Source organism: Pseudomonas sp. Cab53, assembly GCF_018325965.1.
Classification (GTDB): domain Bacteria; phylum Pseudomonadota; class Gammaproteobacteria; order Pseudomonadales; family Pseudomonadaceae; genus Aquipseudomonas; species Aquipseudomonas chlororaphis_E.
On record NZ_AP021902.1, the window covers coordinates 5,941,964 to 5,960,857 of the forward strand.

The window sequence follows — 18,894 nt, forward strand, 5'->3', positions numbered from 1 at the left end:
CGCTCAAACAGCAGCCCGCGCATGCGCGGAGCGCTCAATAATCGGTCGTACCCAGCAGCAAGGGGGCGAACAGCGGGCTCAGGCGGGTACTGCCGATGTCAGACAAATGATCTTCATCCTTGTACTGGGTATGGCCGTTGACCTCGATGCGACAGACCTCGCCCGGACACATCAGCGGCGCCGGGTCGATGACATGCACACCGGCATCGGCGGCGCTCATCGACGCGAACAAGGCACTCAAGGCCTGCTGACGCGCCAGGTGCTCCTGGAGCGGACGGCCCAGGCCCTCGGCCGAGCGGCCTGTCCGTGCCAGGCTGGTCAACCGGCTGATCGTGCCGAGGCGCTGCAGGGGCACCTCCTTGAACAACCAGACTTGCGCCCCCGTGGCCCTGATCGTCGCCACACGGGCCTTGATTGCCGCCGCCATGCGCGCTTCGGCCGTGGCGCGGTCATCCAGGCGGTTGAGCATGTGCTTCTTGTCCCCATCCTCGCGCCCGTAGACGTACAGGCTCCAGTTGGCCGCCAGCACCACATCCCTGATGTGCAGGCGACGCACCTGCTCCATGGTCCGCTCATTGAAATCCCGACAGCGCGGCGAGACGTCAGCGCTCTGCACCGGCGGGCAGCCGCCCATGGCGTAGAGCCACACGGGGCGCCCATCGCGGGTCCCGCTGGCTTGCACCGCTGGCAGCAGCGCCGCCGCATGACTGTCGCCCCAGAATAATTGCGTGGCCGGCAGGTCTTTGTTTGCGCCCAGCAGGCAGGCCTTGTCCGGCTGCGTATCCGAGAAACCGAGCATGCATTCCATCTGTCCGGCCCGCCAATCCCGCGCTTGCGCATATTCCAGCGCCTTGCCCGTGATGCGCTGGGGAAAGCCATCCGCCGATCGCACCACCACACCCGTCACGGCCAGGACGGCCATGGCCACTCCCGCCCCGATCAACACCGACTTGCGCCCGGCCAGCCAACGCTTCTCACGGAACGCAAGCTCGACGAAGCGCCAGCTCAGCCAGGCCAGGCCCAGCGCCAGCAGGATCCAGCCCAATGCCTCCCAAGGCTGGATCCCGTCCACGGAAATGGCATTGGCATAGACGTAGACCGGCCAATGCCACAGGTAGAAGGAATAAGACAGCAAGCCCACCCAGACCAGCACTCGTGCGCTCAGCAGGCGCGCGGTCCAACTCGGCCCCTGGGCACCGGACCAGATCAGCGCGGTGGCGCCGAGTACTGGCAGCAGAGCGGCCCAGCCAGGGAACACCGTGGTCTTGTCGAACGTGAAGATCGCCGCCAGCACGGCGATCAACCCTGCCAGGCCGACCAGTTGATAAACCCATGGGCGCACAGCGTGCCGGGGCGCCGGCCAGACAGCGAGCATCGCCCCACACAGCAGCTCCCAGGCTCGCGTGGGCAGCGAGAAAAAGGCCAGGTCAGGCTTGCGCTCGACATAGCCGATGTTCAGCGCGAAGGACCCCAGCAACACCGCAAACAACACCCAGCGCCAGTGACGCACATGGCGCATCAACAACACCATCAGCAGCGGGAAGAAAATGTAGTACTGCTCTTCGACCGCCAGGGACCAGGTGTGGAGCAACGGCTTGAGGTCCGAGGCTGGCTCGAAATAACCGTCCTCGCGCATGAACAGGATGTTCGACATGAACATCGCCTGATAGCGCACCGCCCTGCCCAACTGCGAGAAGTCCTTGGCCGCCAGCAACAACCAGCCCAGGACCAGGGTTACGAGCATGACCAAGCTCAAGGCCGGAAGGATGCGCCGGGCACGCCTTGCCCAGAAGTCGACGAAACTGAAGCGCTGCGAGCTGATCTCGCGGAACAGGATGCCGGTGATCAGGAAGCCGGAAATGACGAAGAAGACATCGACGCCGACGAAACCGCCGCTGAAGGCGCCGAAGCCAAAGTGGAACAGCACGACCGGAATGACGGCCAGCGCCCGCAGGCCGTCGATATCACGGCGGTTGCCAAATACATGCATAACGATCCTTGTCGAGGTGGATACACAGGCGATGATGGGAAAAGAACCTGCAACCGGCAAAAGTTATCCGGTTCGATAAACGCGGTCCAGGCCGCGTGTCGCAAAAAAAAGGCGCCCTGTCCGGGGCGCCTTTTTGGCCGATGCCGTGCTTGTTACTTGCGCTTCATCGACAGGAAGAACTCATCGTTGGTCTTGGTCGTCTTCAGCTTGTCGACCAGGAACTCGATGGCAGCGACTTCATCCATCGGATGCAGCAGCTTGCGCAGAATCCACATGCGTTGCAGCTCGTCGTCGGCGGTCAGCAACTCTTCGCGGCGGGTGCCGGAGCGGTTGATGTTGATGGCCGGGAAGACCCGCTTCTCGGCGATGCGACGATCCAGAGGCAGTTCCATGTTGCCGGTGCCCTTGAATTCCTCGTAGATCACTTCGTCCATCTTCGAACCGGTTTCAACCAGTGCGGTGGCGATGATGGTCAGCGAGCCACCCTCTTCGATGTTGCGCGCGGCACCGAAGAAACGCTTTGGTTTTTCCAGGGCGTGGGCATCGACACCACCGGTCAGCACCTTGCCGGAGCTCGGGATCACGGTGTTGTAGGCACGGGCCAGACGGGTGATGGAGTCCAGCAGGATCACCACGTCCTTCTTGTGTTCAACCAGGCGCTTGGCCTTCTCGATCACCATTTCGGCCACTTGCACGTGGCGGGTCGGCGGCTCGTCGAACGTCGAGGCAACCACTTCGCCACGCACGGTGCGCTGCATCTCGGTCACTTCTTCCGGACGCTCGTCGATCAACAGCACGATCAGGTGAACTTCAGGGTTGTTGCGGGCGATGTTCGCCGCGATGTTCTGCAGCATGATCGTCTTGCCCGCTTTCGGCGGAGCCACGATCAGGCCGCGCTGGCCCTTGCCGATCGGTGCGCACAGGTCGATGACACGACCGGTGAGGTCTTCGGTGGAGCCGTTGCCGGCTTCCATCTTCATGCGCACGGTCGGGAACAGTGGGGTCAGGTTCTCGAACAGAATCTTGTTCTTTGCGTTTTCCGGACGGTCGAAGTTGATGGTGTCGACCTTGAGCAGCGCGAAATAACGCTCGCCTTCCTTCGGAGGGCGGATCTTGCCAACGATGGTGTCACCGGTGCGCAGGTTGAAGCGACGGATCTGGCTCGGCGAGACGTAGATATCGTCTGGGCCGGCGAGATAGGAAGCATCTGCGGAGCGGAGGAAGCCGAAGCCGTCCTGGAGAATCTCCAGCACGCCATCACCGGAGATTTCCTCGCCGCTTTTAGCGTGCTTCTTGAGCAGGGAGAAAATCACGTCCTGCTTGCGCGAACGGGCCATATTTTCTATGCCCATCTGTTCGGCCAATTCGAGCAGTTCGGTAATCGGCTTTTGCTTGAGTTCAGTCAGATTCATATAGGAATGACGTAATCATTTATGGAGGGGGGAAATTAAGCTTTTGGCTTAATGAGGCCGCGCCGCAGAGAAGGCGACAGGATCGCGTACTTAATCGAAAGGAGAGCGTCGGCGACGGCTTGCAGGGGGCACAGGAGAAACCAGTGCGGGGCCGAATGTAACACCTGGGTTTGCGAGCGTCTAGCCCCGAATAACGAAAAAGCCCCGCGATTTGCGGGGCTTTTTCAATGGCATTCGACGCTTAGATGTTGGCGTCGAGGAAAGCCGCCAGTTGCGATTTCGACAGCGCACCTACCTTGGTCGCCTCGACGTTGCCGTTCTTGAACAGCATCAGGGTCGGGATACCACGCACGCCGTGCTTGGCCGGAGTCTCCTGGTTTTCGTCGATGTTCAGTTTGGCAACGGTCAGCTTGCCTTTATACGTCTCGGCAATTTCGTCCAGGACCGGGGCGATCATTTTGCACGGACCGCACCACTCAGCCCAATAGTCGACCAGTACGAAGCCTTCGGCCTTGAGTACGTCAGCCTCGAAGCTAGCGTCGCTAACGTGTTTGATCAGATCGCTGCTCATGGAAATCTCCGGGGTTGTCAGCAAAAAAACGTGGCCCATCATAGCGGCCCTTCCCGGGTTCAGGAAGCCGCAGTTGATTGAGTCTCGCTATGGCGGTCGATGGCTTTGGGTATGGTCGAGGTCATGAAGCCGCGGGGGCGACGAAGGAAATCCCGGTACGCAGTGCAGCATTACGTACATGTTCCTGCATGGCTTTTTGCGCAGCGCCTGAAGCCCGACGAGCCAGGGCGCGAAGGATCTTGCGATGCTCCTGCCAGGTTTCCATCGCCCGCTCGGCCCTGATGAACGGTAGTTTCTGGCTTTCCAGGAAGATGTCGGCGCTAGCGGTGAGAATGCTCAGCATCGCCTGGTTGCCGCTGGCCAACAGGATTCGTCGATGAAATTCGAAATCCAGCCGCGCGGCGGCGTCGAAATCGCCAATCTTCAATTCCCGTCGCATGGCTTCGACATTGTCTTGCAGCATGTCCAGCTCATTGGCGCTGAGCGTCACCGCCGCCAACCCCGCCGCGAAACCCTCCAGAGCGTAGCGCAACTGGAAAATATCCACCGGCGTGGCCTGGGCCGCGAACGGCCAGCCCGGCGCCGATTCGCTGCGTGAAGCTTCTACCGGTGCCTGCACGAAGACCCCTTTGCCCGGCTGCACGCTGATCATGCCCAGGGCACTGAGGGATGACAGCGCTTCGCGCAGCGACGCCCGACTCACCCCCAATTGCAGCGCCAGCTCCCGTTGCGACGGCAACGCATCGCCCGGCCCGAAGCCTTCATCGACGATCAGTTTGCGGATGGCTTGCAGGGCCACTTCAGGAACGGCGCGAGCGATGGAATTCATGATTTTTAAGACGAACCGGGCCAGTGAGCGGCTAGTTGTAAAGCTATTCGCCGCGCCCGGCAAGTCGTGCCCCAGCAGGGTTCGGCGACAAATACCGACGCCCGATAACGGTGCGAAAAACACCACGACTGTTCAGACCAGTAAGACCGCTTCCCACCAGCAAAACCGCGGCCTGGGCGGCTGAAAAGGCGCCTTGGCATGGCCTGTGCTCTGTCCGAACGCAGAAATCACATCACCGATTGCGGAGATTCGCCATGATTCAGCGTTGCAGCGCCCTGCTCACAGCTCTGTTTGCCAGCCTGATGCTCTGCCAGCTACCCGCCCACGCCGACGGCCTGGAAGACGTGGTCAAGCGGGGCACCCTCAAGGTCGCCGTACCGCAGGACTTCCCGCCGTTCGGTTCGGTGGGCCCGGACATGAAGCCCCGTGGCCTGGACATCGACACCGCCAAGCTGCTGGCCGACCAGCTCAAGGTCAAGCTGGAACTGACCCCGGTCAACAGCACCAACCGTATTCCGTTCCTGACCACCGGCAAGGTCGACCTGGTGATTTCCAGCCTCGGCAAGAACCCTGAACGCGAGAAGGTCATCGATTTCTCCAGCGCCTATGCGCCGTTCTACCTGGCGGTGTTCGGCCCACCCGATGCGCCGATCAATGGCCTGGATGACCTCAAGGGCAAGACCATCAGCGTCACCCGCGGCGCCATCGAAGACATCGAGCTCACCAAGGTCGCGCCCGAAGGCACCACCATCAAGCGCTTCGAAGACAACAACTCGACCATCGCCGCCTACCTGGCCGGCCAGGTGGACCTGATCGCCAGCGGCAACGTGGTGATGGTCGCCATCAGCGAACGCAACCCCAAGCGGGTCCCGGCCTTGAAAGTCAAACTCAAGGACTCCCCGGTGTACGTGGGCGTGAACAAGAACGAGCCGGCGTTGCTGGACAAGGTCAACCAGATCCTCGCCACCGCCAAGACCGATGGCAGCCTGGAGAAAAACGCCCAGACCTGGCTCAAGCAGCCGCTGCCGGCCGATCTCTGATCGTCGCCTGAGAGACTGAGCATGGCTTATCAGTTCGATTTTCTGCCAGTGGTGCAAAACACTGAGTTGCTGGTGCGCGGCGCCCTGTTCACCCTGGAACTGACGGCCATCGGTGCCTTGCTCGGGGTCGGCCTGGGCATCGTCGGGGCCGTGGTGCGGGCGTGGAACATTCGCCCGTTCGCGGCGATCTTCGGCGTATACGTGGAGTTGATCCGCAACACGCCGTTCCTGGTGCAGCTGTTTTTTATCTTCTTCGGTTTGCCGTCCCTGGGCCTGCAGATTTCCGAATGGCAGGCGGCGGTGCTGGCGATGGTGATCAACCTCGGCGCCTATTCCACCGAGATCATCCGCGCCGGTATCCAGGCGATCCCGAAGGGGCAACTGGAAGCGGCCGCGGCCCTGGCCATGAGCCGCTTCGAAGCGTTCCGGCACGTGGTGTTGCTGCCGGCGCTGGGCAAGGTCTGGCCAGCCCTGAGCAGCCAGATCATCATCGTGATGCTCGGCTCGGCGGTGTGTTCGCAGATCGCCACCGAAGAGCTGAGCTTTGCTGCCAACTTCATTCAGTCGCGCAACTTTCGCGCCTTCGAAACCTACGCCCTGACGACCCTGGTGTACCTGTGCATGGCGCTGTTGATCCGCCAGTTCCTGAACTGGATCGGCCGCCAGTGCCTGTACCGGAACAGCGCGGGGGCCGGCCATGAGTGACTTCACGTTCTGGGACGTGGTGCGCAACCTGCTCACCGGCCTGCAATGGACCCTGGCGCTGTCGCTGGTGGCGTTCATCGGGGGCGGCGTGATCGGCTTGCTGGTCATGGTGCTGCGCATTTCCAGAAATGCGCTGCCGCGCAACATCGCCCGTACCTACATCGAACTCTTCCAAGGCACACCGCTGTTGATGCAGTTGTTCCTGGTGTTCTTCGGCGTGGCCCTGGCCGGGGTGGAGATTTCGCCGTGGATGGCGGCGGCGATCGCCCTGACACTGTTCACCAGCGCCTACCTGGCGGAGATCTGGCGCGGCTGCGTCGAGGCAATCCCCAATGGCCAGTGGGAAGCGTCTTCGAGCCTGGCCCTCAACCGCCTGGAGCAGTTGCGCTACGTGATCCTGCCACAGGCTCTGCGCATTGCCGTGGCGCCGACCGTGGGCTTTTCGGTGCAGGTGGTCAAGGGCACCGCCGTCACCTCGATCATCGGCTTCACCGAACTGACCAAGACCGGTGGGATGCTCGCCAACGCCACGTTCGAGCCGTTCATGGTGTATGGCCTGGTGGCCCTCGGTTATTTCCTGCTCTGCTACCCCTTGTCCCTCAGTGCGCGCTACCTGGAAAGGAGACTGCATGCCTCTGCTTAGAATATCCGCCCTGCATAAGTACTACGGCGATCACCACGTGCTCAAGGGCATCGACCTGAGTGTCGAGGAAGGCCAGGTGGTGGCGATCATCGGTCGCAGCGGCTCGGGCAAATCCACCTTGCTGCGCACGCTCAACGGCCTGGAGTCGATCAACGATGGCGTGATCGAAGTGGACGGCGAATACCTCGATGCGGCCCGCGCCGATCTGCGCAGCCTGCGGCAGAAAGTCGGCATGGTGTTCCAGCAATTCAACCTATTCCCGCACCTGACGGTCGGCGAGAACGTGATGCTCGCGCCTCAGGTCGTCCAGAAAGTGCCCAAGGCCAAGGCGGCCGAACTGGCGCGCCAGATGCTCGAACGGGTCGGCCTCGGCGAAAAATTCGATGCGTTCCCGGAACGCTTGTCCGGCGGCCAGCAGCAACGGGTCGCGATCGCCCGTGCCCTGGCGATGTCGCCGAAAGTGCTGCTGTGCGATGAGATCACCTCGGCCCTGGACCCGGAGCTGGTCAACGAAGTGCTCAGCGTGGTGCGGCAACTGGCCCAGGAGGGCATGACGCTGATCATGGTCACCCACGAGATGCGTTTTGCCCGGGAGGTCGGCGACAAACTGGTGTTCATGCACCAGGGCAAGGTGCATGAGGTGGGCGATCCCAAGGTGTTGTTCGCCGCTCCGCAGACGGCGGAGCTGGCGAATTTCATCGGCACCGTGGAACCGGCCGCCTGACGTTCAGGGCTGCGGCACGAGCTCGAAGCGCCCGCGGCCATCGATCGACGTCTCATCACGGACCCGGGCCGCACTGGCGGGCAAGTAGGTCTCGATCTCGACCTGCGCGGAAAACATCCGCCCCCGGACAGGCCCTCCGCCCTGCCGGGCAACCAGTGTCTGTCCGGGCAATAGACGGCTGCCCTGCTCCAGGGTGCGGGCACGCCCCTGGAACAGCTCGACAGCCTGCCCGTCCAGCCGGGGCCGCGTGAGGCTGATCGTGAAATGACCGTGGAGCCCCAGGCTGAAGGCCTCGGGCCCGGCCCCAGGGCTGTCGAAACGCAAGGCCATCGTGGTGGGCTCGGCACAGACCACATTCAGGTTCAAGGTTCGCTTGCCCAGCGCCAGCTCTGCCTGGCCCGGCTGCTCGACCAGCAGTTGGCCTTGGTGCAGGCGGCCATAATCGAGCCGGTCCTGGCTCAGCGACACGCTGCATTGCTCAGCCTTCGCTGGGTTCGCCAACAGCAGACCCAGGCAACACAGGCTCCTCGCTAGAAGCCATTGCCTCGGATGCCGAAAAGTCGCGACAGACCGCCGAAGCGGTCTCATAAGGGAGGTCTTCATCATTGTTTTCCATGAATTCGAATTGAAGCTGGCACGTCCTGGAGCCGGACAACGCAACTTTCAGGGCCTGCTGCTCATTGATATCGCTGAGGAAAATCAGGCCTTCGCCGGCCACGCTGGTCAGGAAGTCGTCATTGGTCGTCAGCACCGAGACGCCCTGTGGAAGTGCCGCGCCGCTTTCGTCACGGGCCTGGACCAGCAGCCGGCGCACGTTGAGCACGGAGAAATCGACGGCATTGAACGAGCCACGCCCGGCGCTCAGCACCTTGGTGCCATTCTGGATGTCCACGCGCCTGGGCAGTGACCGGGTGTCCACCTCGACACGACTGTTGTTGTAGGCAGGCAAGCTGGCAATCACCGCCCGGCCCTGCGAGTCGGTCCATACCGGGCCTTGCGGCGTGTTGATCCGGGCTCCGGGAACGCCTTCCACAGATACGACGCCGAACGTTTCCTGGATTCGGTAAGGAGAAAAGGTCACCCCTTGCCCATGGGCGACGACGCCCCCCTGAGATAACCGTTGTAATGCGTGCTGAAACGGTCCTGGCTGGCGCCGAGCCCGACCTGGGTGTAGCGCGGCAAGGCGTTGAGACTGCCGCGTGTCTGGGAGTTCGGATGGTTCAGCCCTTGCTCGTGCCCCACTTCATAGTTGAGAAAGTCGCTTATGCGCTCAGTGTAGGCAGCTCCCAGGGTGGAACGGCTGCCCTGATGGGTCAGAGACGAACGAGCGCGTCGGTCCCTGCCCAGCGGCACGCTGACCTGCAGGCGGACCGACACGCCATCGTCGTAGGCGCTTGACGTGCCCATTGCTGAGTCAACGTAGGCACTCACATTCGCGTGCTTGAACGATTTGTTCCACGAGCCGTACAAGCGTGCATACGTCTGGTTATCGAACTGCGATGACTGCGTGTAACCCAGCGAGAAACCACCCAGCGCCGGATCGAACCAGTTGAGCCCGGCCGTGTACTGGTCCTTGAAACGCGACGCGTAGAAGTCCTGCCGATCGTCCTCCTTGCCGACGGAGTGGAGCTGCGAGACCTCGCGATACCCTAGCGTCTGCCGGGTCACGCTGAGTGACAGGTCAAGGCTGTCAGCCAATGACGTGCCCAGCGAAAGACTGCTACGCGCGCCCGACCTGCCGCTGGCTTTGTCATGGGAGACGTTGCCCCGCGCGCCGAGCGCGAGATTGTCCATGGGGCGCGTGTCGAGCCCGAGGCCCACCGCCTGATAATTCTGCGCCCCCACCAAACCGCTGCTCAACGCCGCGCCGCGCCCGATGCCCCAGGTTGCGCTGCCCATCGCCAGTAACGGCTGCTCACCTTCCCCCTTCCCCGCCCCACGCGCCTGGCCCAGGGAGAGGTAATAGCCCGACTGAGCGGGCGTCATGCCGCGAAAAGACGCCGCCGGCACGACAAAACGCTGCTCTGCGCCGTTTTCTTCGATCACGCTCACGTCAAGATCACTGGTGCCGTTGAGCAGCGGCAAGTGGCTGAGGGTGAAGGGGCCTTCCGGAACCAGTGTCGTATAAATCAACGCACCGGACTGGCGGACCTCCACACGGGACTGGCTCAGGGCCAACCCTTCCACCACGGCCCCGCCGGAACCCTCGCCGCGCTTGACGCCGTCGGGGAAAAACTGGAAACCGGAAAACTGCACCCCTCCGAACACCGGGCTGTTGCTGGAAAGCTGCCCGGCCTGGAAGGTGGATTGCAACGCCAGGACGTCGCGCTGGGCATAGGCGTACAGGTGCTCGCTGCGTTGCACCCCGTTGATCGAGGTGTAGAGCTGGCGACTGCGCACGATCCAGTCCCCCAGGTTGACGCCAGCCTCCGTGGCCGCGGACAGATAGCGATTGCCACCGCCCGAGCTCGATTGGCTATCCAGGCCCAGCACATCGTAATTGAGCAGGCCAGCCAGACCGCCCTGGGAAAAGGCGCCTTCAGCAAACCCCGGCTCTCGCAATGCCTCGCTCGGCACCACCAACGCAACCTCTTCGCGACCGGGAAGCAGGCTGACGACCGTGTTGGGGAACCGCGCCAGGAAATCATGGCAGGCCTGGTCGCCCACCCCTGCCCCGCCAATGATCGCGGCAGGCACTTGCACGCCGGCCTTCTCAAGCAGGCTGCGGGTGAAGCACAACGCGCCTTCGCGATCGAACCGCGCCTCGGTCAAGCCCAGCGGATTGCCGTTGACCCGCAGGCTGACCACCTGTGCCCCCTCATGGAAACGTGGCGTGGCCCGCAAGTAATCCGAAACGCGAGGATCGATCCCTCGGGACGAGAGAATCGAGGTATCGAACTGGGCAAATGAGCGTTCGGTGGAGCCTTGATCCTGCGCGTACACCTGGCTACTGGCGCTCCAGCAGATCACTGCGGACAAGGCCAGGCCATGCGACCAACGGGCGCTGCCCGTTCCTGCGACACCCCATTGACCATTACCGTTGCGCAAGCCAGGGCAAGGCGTGGCATGCATGAGTTTCATCATCGACTCACGACCGGCGCATCGAAGTTGCCAATCGCAAACCCATACAATGTCGCGGGCTGGATCGTGACCGACGTGACGGCGGACACGGGCGCCTTGAGCTCGGCCGTCAAGGTTTCGCCCGGCAAGACGTAAGTGCGCGGCAGGGCCACAGAGGCGTTGGCCGGGTTCAACTGCACCCGCTCAGACAAACGCACGACGTAGGGGCTGTCGTTCTGGACCGCCAGGTTTTCGCCCTCGACGGTCCATTTCAAGAGCTCCCACGGTGCCGAATGCCGAGGCAAGCCCTTGGGATGAATGATCAGCGGCAGGTTATGCCGGATGTTGATCCCGACGGTGGCCCCGCCGTCGAGCTTCTTCTGCGGAATCCCTTCGAAGGTGACACGCTTGTAGCGCTGGGTCTTGAGCGGTTCCGTGAACGCCCCGACCAGACGGATCAACTGCGTTTGCCCGGCGTCGACCCGCACCACCGGCTGCGTCACGATCACCGACAACTCGGGGTCTTCGGGGATGTGTTCGACTTTCGAATGCAGCAGCGTCGGGCCGGCATCCGTATTGGTGACGTTGATATGGGCCTGGCCATGCTCTTCATAAAAAATGACCACCGTGGTTTCCGGCTGCATGCCGGCCGCCATGGCCGGCCCCGCTGCACAGCAGCCCAGGCACAGCACTGCTCGCAGGGTCGATCCAAGTTTCATTGAGAAATCCAACACACACGCTCTCCCACCACGAAACGACGTTCGTGGAGCGATCTATAGGGTTTGAATAATCGGGCTCGAAACGGCCACATCCAGATGCCGGACCTGATCGTCCACATCCATCGACGGCGCAGAGCCCATGTGCCTGCAAGGAGCCAGCCCCTGGAACGGGGCTGGCCGTTTCATCAGATGTAAGTCAACTCCAGCGTTGCACTGCCATCTATTTGCAGGTCTTCGCGCACAACCAGTTCAGTCGTATTGTTGATCGCCGCCTCGATTTCCAACTCGCCGGAGACTGTTGTCAAAAGGTGGGGAGTCGTGGCACTGCTCGTAGACCACGAGAGCATGTAACTGGGCACGCTGCGCAAAAAGTTCCCAGCGTTGATCCAGCCGCCCGACCCCACTGCGGACAAGATCGTCTTGAAGTCCGTGTCCCCGTCTACGGAATAGTTACGAACATGCAGGCTGAAGGCACCAATTTTCTCGCCGTCGGCGTTCGCGCCCAGGCCGAAACTATTTTGTGGATAAGCAAGACCTGGATCGATGACCTCCATGGCTTCATGCTTTTTGCTAGCCGCCCGGTTATCGTTGGCGGTCAAACCGACAAGCGTCGGCCCGTCACAGACGATGGTGAATGCCGTATTCAGCTTGCTCAACTTTGTGTAATTGACCGGGCTCAAGTCCTTGACGCTGATTCGCCCATAATCGACAGCCGTCGTAGGAATATTCAGAGAGCAACTGCCCGGAACAATGCTACCTGTCACTTGCAAATCAGCCGCCTGGGCATGAGTGCACGCCAGAACGAGAACAGCGACTGCGGCCAGTCCAAACTTATTCTTCATATCAATTCCCTTAAAATCACATCAGCTTGATGTCAGTCATGCAACATCGACACTTCAACGATGCAACAACTAACTTCACGGCGAAATTGCCGGGCGAAAGTATCTGGAAAAAGCCCCTAAAGATAAGCAGGAAACATCATCATGAATCGTAGGAAACTTCTACCAACTACAAAACCATAGAAACTTTCCTACATAAATATCTTATAGATAACCGTTGCCCGCCAGAAACTCAGCCGCACCCGTTGGTGGCCATCATCGTTCATGCAGCATCAGAGCAGGTGTAGACCAGCCCTGTTCCCTTTGGGCAATACGCTTCAACGCAAACCCTGCAAAGAACCAGCCCCGGAAGCGGGACTGGAATTGACGTCAAATGTAGGTCAGTTCTAGCGTCGCATTTCCATCGATCTGGAGATCGTCGCTCACCACAAGCTCAGTCGTATTGTTGATTGCCGCTTCGATCTGGAACTCACCCGTGACCGTTGTCAGAAGGTGCGGGCTTCTGGCCCCAATAGCCGACCAAGTGAGAATACGATCAGGTTTACTCCGCATAATGTCATCTGCCTCGAACCAGGTATTACCCGCTTGCGAGATGGTTTCGAAATCGGTGCTCCCATCCACGGAATAGTTACGAACATGCAGGCTGAAGGCACCGATTTTTCCACCATCGGCGCTGGCGCCCAACCCAAAGCAGTTGATTGGCAAGGCTAACCAGGGATCGATCACCGTCATTGCCATGTGCTCTTTGCTGGCGGCCCGATTATCGGCAGCACTCAACCCCACCAGGGTCGGGCCGTCACAGGTAATGTTAAACGGCGTACTCAACTTGCCCAGCCTTGTGTAATTGACGGGGCTCAGATCATTGGCACTGATTCGCCCATAATCGACAGCCAAAGTAGGGATATTCAGAGAGCAACTGCCCGGGGAAATATTGCCCGTCACCTGCAAATCAGCCGCTTGCACGGAAGTGCAGGCCAAAGCGATTACAGCGACTGCCGCCAACGCAAAACTATTTTTCATTTCCGCTTCCTTCAAACATCATCAACTTGATGTCAATCCTGCAACGCCCGGAACTTCCTTATTCCAGCCACATGTAAACATTTTGTGGAGTTTCATCCTGAATTTGAGAAGAGGCCACAACTGCATCACGGCGAAATTGCCGGGCGAAAGTATCGAAAAAAAACCCTTAAAGATAAGCAGGAAACATCATCGCCAATCGTAGGAAAGCTCTACCCCATATGAAACAGATGAGACTTTCCTACGTAAATTTCTTGCGAACGGCGAAAACTGTCACCCACCGAAACCCGGCAGCATCCGTTGGCGGCGACGGTCGATCGTGGCAGGATGGCAAGGTTATCGACCGAGACTTTTTGCCCATGCCGCCATCCCAAGCCAAGAATCTGTCCCTGATCGCTGCCATAGACCTGGGCTCCAACAGCTTCCACATGGTCGTCGCCAAAGCCCAGAACGGGGAAATCCGCATTCTTGAGCGGCTCGGCGAGAAGGTCCAGTTGGCCGCCGGCATCGATGAAGAGCGCAAGCTGAGCGAAGAATCCATCCAGCGCGGGCTCGATTGCCTCAAGCGCTTTGCCCAACTGATCAACGGCATGCCCCTGGGCGCCGTGCGGATCGTCGGCACCAACGCCTTGCGCGAAGCGCGCAACCGGGGCGAGTTCATCCGCCGCGCCGAAGAGATCCTCGGCCATCCGGTGGAAGTCATTTCCGGCCGAGAGGAAGCCCGCCTGATCTACCTGGGCGTCTCCCATACCCTCGCCGACACCCCGGGCAAGCGCCTGGTGGCGGACATCGGCGGTGGCAGTACCGAATTCATCATCGGCCAACGCTTCGAGCCGCTGCTGCGCGAGAGCCTGCAGATGGGCTGCGTCAGCTACACCCAGCGGTATTTCCGCGACGGCAAGATCACCCCGGCCCGCTATGCCCAAGCCTACACGGCGGCGCGCCTGGAAATCATGAGCATCGAACACGCCTTGCACCGCCTGACCTGGGACGAGGCCATCGGCTCCTCCGGAACCATCCGCGCCATTGGCCTGGCCCTCAAGGCCGGCGGCCATGGCGCAGGCGAGGTCAATGCCGAGGGCCTGGCCTGGCTCAAGCGCCGGGTGTTCAAGCTCGGCGAGTCGGACAAGATCGATTTCGAAGGCATCAAGCCCGACCGTCGGGCGATTTTCCCGGCGGGCCTGGCGATTCTCGAAGCGATTTTCGATGCCCTGGAACTGCAACGCATGGACCACTGCGAGGGCGCCCTGCGCGAGGGCGTACTCTACGACCTGCTGGGACGGCATCACCATGAGGATGTCCGCGAGCGCACCCTGGGCTCGCTGATGGAGCGCTACCACGTGGACCAGGAACAGGCCGTGCGGGTCGAACGCAAGGCGCTGCACGCCTTCGACCAGGTGGCTGACGACTGGGACCTGAACGACGGCGTCTGGCGCGAATTGCTGGGCTGGGCCGCCAAGGTCCATGAAGTGGGCCTGGACATCGCCCACTATCACTACCACAAGCACGGCGCCTACCTGATCGAACACTCGGACCTGGCGGGCTTCTCCCGGGAAGACCAGCAGATGCTCGCGCTGCTGGTGCGTGGGCACCGGCGCAACATTCCCAAGGATAAGTTTGCCGAGTTCGGCGATGACGGCATCAAGCTGATTCGCCTGTGCGTGCTGCTGCGCTTCGCGATCCTGTTCCACCACATCCGCGGCACCCAGGCCATGCCCCAGGTGGCCCTGCGCGCCGACGGCGATCAGCTGGACGTGATGTTCCCCGACGGTTGGCTGGAAGAAAACCAGCTGACCCAAGCCGACTTCGCCCAGGAAGCCGAGTGGCTGACCCGGGTGGGGATTGTGCTGAACATCCACTGATCCTGCGGCGACGGGAACCTCTGTGGCGAGGGGATTTATCCCCGCTGGGCTGCGAAGCAGCCCCTGGTGAAATGACCTCGGTGAATCTGACGTACCGCAGACTCAGGCTTTAGGGCTGCTGCGCAGCCCAACGGGGATAAATCCCCTCGCCACAGATAAATCCCCTCGCCACAAGCAAGCTCCCTCGCCACGAAAAGCTGAGCCTGCCCCCCTTCCAGCAAATCTCTAGCTAACCGTCAACACCGGGCTGCTCAAGCGCTCCAGCAACGTCGCCTGGGCGCTGCGCGGGTTCTGGTTGCCGGTTGGCGTGTTGCGGATGTAGCGACCGTCCGACTGCAGGCTCCAGCTGTGGGTGTTGTCGGTGAGGTAGCTTTCCAGCTCCTTCTTGACCCGCAGGATGAGCTTCTTGCCCTCCACCGGGAAGCAGGTCTCGACTCGCTTGTCGAGGTTGCGCTCCATCCAGTCGGCACTGGACAGGAACATCTGCTCCTCGCCTCCGTTGAGGAAGTAGAACACCCGCGTGTGCTCCAGGAAGCGCCCGATGATCGAGCGCACATGGATGTTATGGGACACCCCCGGGATGCCCGGCCGCAGGCAGCACATGCCCCGCACCACCAGGTCGATGCGCACGCCGGACTGGCTGGCCTTGTACAACGCACGGATGATCTTCGGATCGGTCAGCGAGTTGAACTTGGCAATGATGTGGGCCGGCTTGCCATCCAGGGCGAACTGCGTCTCCCGGGTGATCATGTCGAGCATGCCCTTCTTCAGGGTGAACGGCGCATGCAGCAACTTCTTCATGCGCAGCGTCTTGCCCATGCCGATCAACTGGCTGAACAACTTGCCGACGTCCTCGCACAAGGCATCGTCCGAGGTCAGTAGGCTGTAGTCGGTGTACAAGCGGGCGTTGGCGGCGTGGTAGTTACCGGTGCCCAAGTGAGCGTAACGCACGATCTCCCCGGCTTCGCGGCGCAGGATGAGCATCATCTTGGCGTGGGTCTTGAAACCGACCACGCCGTAGATCACCACCGCACCGGCCGCTTGCAGACGGCTGGCCAGTTGCAGGTTGGACTCTTCGTCGAAGCGCGCGCGCAATTCGATCACCGCGGTGACTTCCTTACCGTTGCGCGCCGCGTCCACCAGGGCGTCGACGATTTCCGAGTTGGCGCCGCTGCGGTACAGGGTCTGGCGCACCGCCAGGACGTGCGGGTCCTTGGCGGCCTGGCGCAGCAGGTCGACCACCGGCGTGAACGACTCGAACGGGTGCAGCAACAGGATGTCCTGCTTGCTGATCACGCTGAAGATGTTCTCGCTGTTTTGCAGCAGTTTCGGGATCTGCGGCGTGAACGGCAGGTATTGCAGTTCCGGGTGGCTGTCCAGACCGGTGATGCTGAACAACCGGGTCAGGTTGACCGGGCCGTTGACCTGATACAGCTCGGTTTCGTGCAGGTTGAACTGCTTGAGCAGGTAATCGGACAGGTGTTTCGGGCACGTGTCGGCCACCTCCAGGCGCACCGCATCACCGTAGCGACGGGAGAACAGCTCGCCGCGCAAGGCGCGGGCCAGGTCTTCGACGTCTTCGGTGTCCACCGACAGGTCGGCGTTGCGGGTCAGGCGGAACTGGTAGCAACCCTTCACCTTCATGCCCTGGAACAGGTCATCGGCGTGGGCGTGGATCATCGACGACAGGAACACATAGTTGTCGCCCGTCCCGCCCACGTCTTCCGGTACACGGATGATACGTGGCAGCAGGCGCGGCGCCGGAATGATCGCCAGGCCGGAATCGCGACCGAAGGCGTCGATGCCTTCCAGTTCGACGATGAAGTTCAGGCTCTTGTTGACCAGCAACGGGAATGGGTGCGTCGGGTCGAGGCCGATCGGGGTGATGATCGGCGCGATCTCGTCGCGGAAATAGCGGCGCACCCAGGTCTTGATCTTGGTGTTCCAGTTGCGCCGACGAATGAAGCGGACCTGATGCTTCTCCAGCTCCGGCAACAGGATGTCGTTGAGAATCGCGTACTGGCGGTCCACCTGGCCGTGGACCAGCTCGCTGATACGCGCCAGGGCCTGGTGCGGCTGCAGGCCATCGGCACCGGCCTGTTCACGGGCGAACGTGATCTGCTTCTTCAGGCCGGCGACACGGATCTCGAAGAACTCATCCAGGTTGCTGGAAAAGATCAGCAGGAACTTCAAGCGCTCCAGCAATGGATAGGACTCGTCCAGCGCCTGCTCCAGCACGCGGATGTTGAACTGCAGTTGCGACAGCTCGCGGTGGATGTACAGGCTGCTGTCATCCAGGTTGGGGATCGCAATCGCCGGGGCCGGGGCGGGCTCGGTGGCCGCAGGCGGAGCGGGCTCCATCTGCGGTGGTGTCTCGGCGATTTGCTCGACCACCGGTTGAGCGTCTTTTACGGCAACTTCAGAGAGTCCTTCGGTATTCATCGCAAGTTCCTGGGAGGCTATTTCTGCTCTCGTAGCAATTGGGCGGCGCGCACGGCGAAATAAGTCAGGATGCCATCGGCGCCTGCGCGCTTGAAAGCGGTCAGCGATTCGAGGATCACCCCTTCGCTCAACCAGCCGTTCTGGATCGCGGCCATGTGCATGGCGTACTCGCCGCTGACCTGATAAACAAAGGTCGGCACTTTGAATTCGTCTTTGACCCGGCAAAGAATGTCGAGGTAGGGCATGCCGGGCTTGACCATGACCATGTCTGCCCCTTCTGACAAGTCGGCCGCGACTTCGTGCAGGGCTTCATGGCTGTTGGCCGGGTCCATCTGATAGGAGGCCTTGTTGGCCTTACCCAGGTTCAGGGCCGAACCGACCGCGTCGCGGAACGGGCCGTAATAGGCGCTGGCGTACTTGGCCGAATAGGCCATGATCCGCACGTTGACGTGGCCGGCCACCTCGAGGGCTTCGCGAATCGCCTGGATCCGTCCGTCCATCATGTCCGACGGCGCGACCACCTGGGCACCGGCCTCGGCGTGGGACAACGCCTGCCTGACCAGTGCATCGACGGTGATGTCGTTCTGCACATAACCGTCTTCGTCGAGGATGCCATCCTGGCCGTGGGTGGTGAACGGGTCCAGCGCCACGTCGGTGATCACCCCAAGCTCCGGGAAGCGGGCCCGCAGGGCACGGGTCGCGCGCTGGGCGATACCGTCCGGGTTCCACGCCTCGGCGGCGTCCAGGGACTTGAGGCCAGAGGGCGTGACCGGGAACAGCGCCAGCGCCGGAATGCCCAGTTCGACCCACGTCGCAGCCGCTTCGAGCAGCAGGTCGACGGTCAGCCGCTCCACGCCGGGCATCGACGCCACCGCTTCGCGACGGTTCTCACCGTCCAGCACGAACACCGGCAGGATCAGGTCGTCGGTGGTCAGCACGTTTTCACGCACCAGCCGACGAGAGAACTCATCACGGCGATTGCGACGCAGGCGGGTGGCAGGGAACAGACGATTGGCGGGGGTAAAGCTCACGGCAGACTCC

At 61.6% G+C, this 18,894-nt stretch carries 17 protein-coding genes; 5 read left to right on the top strand and 12 right to left on the bottom strand.

What is annotated here, in order from left to right; translation table 11 throughout:
- Positions 1 to 34: 34 nt before the first annotated feature.
- From KI241_RS26245 to KI241_RS26260, 4 genes are all read right to left on the bottom strand, one after another.
- Complete coding sequence (locus KI241_RS26245; protein WP_212803137.1) at positions 35 to 1,990, bottom strand: acyltransferase family protein; 1,956 nt, start codon at positions 1,988 to 1,990, stop codon at positions 35 to 37.
- Positions 1,991 to 2,142: 152 nt separating this feature from the next.
- On the bottom strand, positions 2,143 to 3,402 hold the full coding sequence (rho, locus tag KI241_RS26250) for a transcription termination factor Rho (protein ID WP_003206716.1): 1,260 nt from the start codon (positions 3,400 to 3,402) through the stop codon (positions 2,143 to 2,145).
- A 241-nt stretch (positions 3,403 to 3,643) separates the two neighbouring features.
- On the bottom strand, positions 3,644 to 3,973 hold the full coding sequence (trxA, locus tag KI241_RS26255; protein WP_042730928.1) for a thioredoxin TrxA: 330 nt from the start codon (positions 3,971 to 3,973) through the stop codon (positions 3,644 to 3,646).
- A 121-nt stretch (positions 3,974 to 4,094) separates the two neighbouring features.
- Positions 4,095 to 4,802, bottom strand: coding sequence for a FadR/GntR family transcriptional regulator (locus KI241_RS26260; protein ID WP_042730924.1), 708 nt, complete (start codon positions 4,800 to 4,802; stop codon positions 4,095 to 4,097).
- A gap of 254 nt (positions 4,803 to 5,056) precedes the next feature.
- Here KI241_RS26260 and KI241_RS26265 point away from each other — a divergent pair, with 254 nt between their 5' ends.
- The 4 genes from KI241_RS26265 to KI241_RS26280 are packed head-to-tail and all read left to right on the top strand — an operon-like array spanning position 5,057 to position 7,914.
- Positions 5,057 to 5,842 (top strand): transporter substrate-binding domain-containing protein, encoded by a 786-nt coding sequence (locus KI241_RS26265; protein WP_042730923.1) that lies wholly within the window; start codon positions 5,057 to 5,059, stop codon positions 5,840 to 5,842.
- Positions 5,843 to 5,863: 21 nt separating this feature from the next.
- Positions 5,864 to 6,547 (top strand): amino acid ABC transporter permease, encoded by a 684-nt coding sequence (locus KI241_RS26270; protein ID WP_212803138.1) that lies wholly within the window; start codon positions 5,864 to 5,866, stop codon positions 6,545 to 6,547.
- Positions 6,540 to 7,190, top strand: a complete 651-nt coding sequence (locus KI241_RS26275; RefSeq protein ID WP_042730921.1) for an amino acid ABC transporter permease — start codon at positions 6,540 to 6,542, stop codon at positions 7,188 to 7,190. The genes KI241_RS26270 and KI241_RS26275 overlap by 8 nt, the downstream gene beginning before the upstream one ends.
- Positions 7,177 to 7,914 carry an amino acid ABC transporter ATP-binding protein gene (locus KI241_RS26280; RefSeq protein ID WP_042730920.1) on the top strand — a complete coding sequence of 246 codons (738 nt, stop codon included), beginning with the start codon at positions 7,177 to 7,179 and terminating at the stop codon, positions 7,912 to 7,914. Before KI241_RS26275 ends, KI241_RS26280 begins: the two co-directional genes overlap by 14 nt.
- A 3-nt stretch (positions 7,915 to 7,917) precedes the next feature.
- On the opposite strand, the gene KI241_RS26285 is transcribed toward KI241_RS26280, so the two are convergent.
- The 6 genes from KI241_RS26285 to KI241_RS26305 all read right to left on the bottom strand — a co-directional run bounded on the left by KI241_RS26285 (position 7,918) and on the right by KI241_RS26305 (position 13,552).
- On the bottom strand, positions 7,918 to 8,382 hold the full coding sequence (locus KI241_RS26285) for a hypothetical protein (RefSeq protein WP_152622940.1): 465 nt from the start codon (positions 8,380 to 8,382) through the stop codon (positions 7,918 to 7,920).
- Between the two features lie 10 nt (positions 8,383 to 8,392).
- Entirely contained in the window at positions 8,393 to 8,995 is a 603-nt protein-coding gene (locus KI241_RS27915) for a fimbria/pilus outer membrane usher protein (protein WP_244868245.1), read from the bottom strand.
- Positions 8,992 to 10,995, bottom strand: coding sequence for a fimbria/pilus outer membrane usher protein (locus KI241_RS26290; RefSeq protein WP_244868246.1), 2,004 nt, complete (start codon positions 10,993 to 10,995; stop codon positions 8,992 to 8,994). Before KI241_RS26290 ends, KI241_RS27915 begins: the two co-directional genes overlap by 4 nt.
- Entirely contained in the window at positions 10,995 to 11,693 is a 699-nt protein-coding gene (locus tag KI241_RS26295) for a fimbria/pilus chaperone family protein (protein ID WP_080922107.1), read from the bottom strand. Before KI241_RS26295 ends, KI241_RS26290 begins: the two co-directional genes overlap by 1 nt.
- A 185-nt stretch (positions 11,694 to 11,878) precedes the next feature.
- Positions 11,879 to 12,535: a DUF1120 domain-containing protein gene (locus tag KI241_RS26300; protein WP_042730918.1), complete on the bottom strand. Its 657-nt coding sequence runs from the start codon at positions 12,533 to 12,535 to the stop codon at positions 11,879 to 11,881.
- Between the two features lie 366 nt (positions 12,536 to 12,901).
- Positions 12,902 to 13,552: a DUF1120 domain-containing protein gene (locus tag KI241_RS26305; RefSeq protein WP_042730917.1), complete on the bottom strand. Its 651-nt coding sequence runs from the start codon at positions 13,550 to 13,552 to the stop codon at positions 12,902 to 12,904.
- Between the two features lie 356 nt (positions 13,553 to 13,908).
- On the opposite strand from KI241_RS26305, the gene ppx reads away from it, so the two are divergent.
- A complete protein-coding gene (gene ppx / locus KI241_RS26310; protein WP_042730916.1) occupies positions 13,909 to 15,411 on the top strand; it encodes an exopolyphosphatase in 1,503 nt (500 codons plus the stop codon).
- Between the two features lie 225 nt (positions 15,412 to 15,636).
- Here the strand turns inward: ppx and ppk1 are convergent, their stop codons facing one another.
- Both ppk1 and hemB read right to left on the bottom strand, forming a co-directional pair.
- Positions 15,637 to 17,853 (bottom strand): polyphosphate kinase 1, encoded by a 2,217-nt coding sequence (gene ppk1, locus KI241_RS26315; RefSeq protein WP_042731155.1) that lies wholly within the window; start codon positions 17,851 to 17,853, stop codon positions 15,637 to 15,639.
- A 17-nt stretch (positions 17,854 to 17,870) separates the two neighbouring features.
- The gene (gene hemB, locus KI241_RS26320; protein ID WP_042731154.1) at positions 17,871 to 18,884 is read right to left on the bottom strand and encodes a porphobilinogen synthase; all 1,014 of its coding nucleotides are present in this window, start codon (positions 18,882 to 18,884) and stop codon (positions 17,871 to 17,873) included.
- Between the last annotated feature and the right edge of the window lie 10 nt (positions 18,885 to 18,894).

Coding starts and splice junctions, on each gene's coding strand:
- KI241_RS26270 (WP_212803138.1), top strand. CDS start 5,864: ATGGCTTATCAGTTCGATTTTCTGCCAGTGGTGCAAAACACTGAGTTG.
- KI241_RS26265 (WP_042730923.1), top strand. CDS start 5,057: ATGATTCAGCGTTGCAGCGCCCTGCTCACAGCTCTGTTTGCCAGCCTG.
- rho (WP_003206716.1), bottom strand. CDS start 3,402: ATGAATCTGACTGAACTCAAGCAAAAGCCGATTACCGAACTGCTCGAA.
- KI241_RS26295 (WP_080922107.1), bottom strand. CDS start 11,693: ATGAAACTTGGATCGACCCTGCGAGCAGTGCTGTGCCTGGGCTGCTGT.
- KI241_RS26245 (WP_212803137.1), bottom strand. CDS start 1,990: ATGCATGTATTTGGCAACCGCCGTGATATCGACGGCCTGCGGGCGCTG.
- KI241_RS26290 (WP_244868246.1), bottom strand. CDS start 10,995: ATGAAACTCATGCATGCCACGCCTTGCCCTGGCTTGCGCAACGGTAAT.
- KI241_RS26305 (WP_042730917.1), bottom strand. CDS start 13,552: ATGAAAAATAGTTTTGCGTTGGCGGCAGTCGCTGTAATCGCTTTGGCC.
- ppx (WP_042730916.1), top strand. CDS start 13,909: ATGCCGCCATCCCAAGCCAAGAATCTGTCCCTGATCGCTGCCATAGAC.
- ppk1 (WP_042731155.1), bottom strand. CDS start 17,853: ATGAATACCGAAGGACTCTCTGAAGTTGCCGTAAAAGACGCTCAACCG.
- KI241_RS26260 (WP_042730924.1), bottom strand. CDS start 4,802: ATGAATTCCATCGCTCGCGCCGTTCCTGAAGTGGCCCTGCAAGCCATC.
- KI241_RS26275 (WP_042730921.1), top strand. CDS start 6,540: ATGAGTGACTTCACGTTCTGGGACGTGGTGCGCAACCTGCTCACCGGC.
- KI241_RS26280 (WP_042730920.1), top strand. CDS start 7,177: ATGCCTCTGCTTAGAATATCCGCCCTGCATAAGTACTACGGCGATCAC.
- trxA (WP_042730928.1), bottom strand. CDS start 3,973: ATGAGCAGCGATCTGATCAAACACGTTAGCGACGCTAGCTTCGAGGCT.
- KI241_RS26300 (WP_042730918.1), bottom strand. CDS start 12,535: ATGAAGAATAAGTTTGGACTGGCCGCAGTCGCTGTTCTCGTTCTGGCG.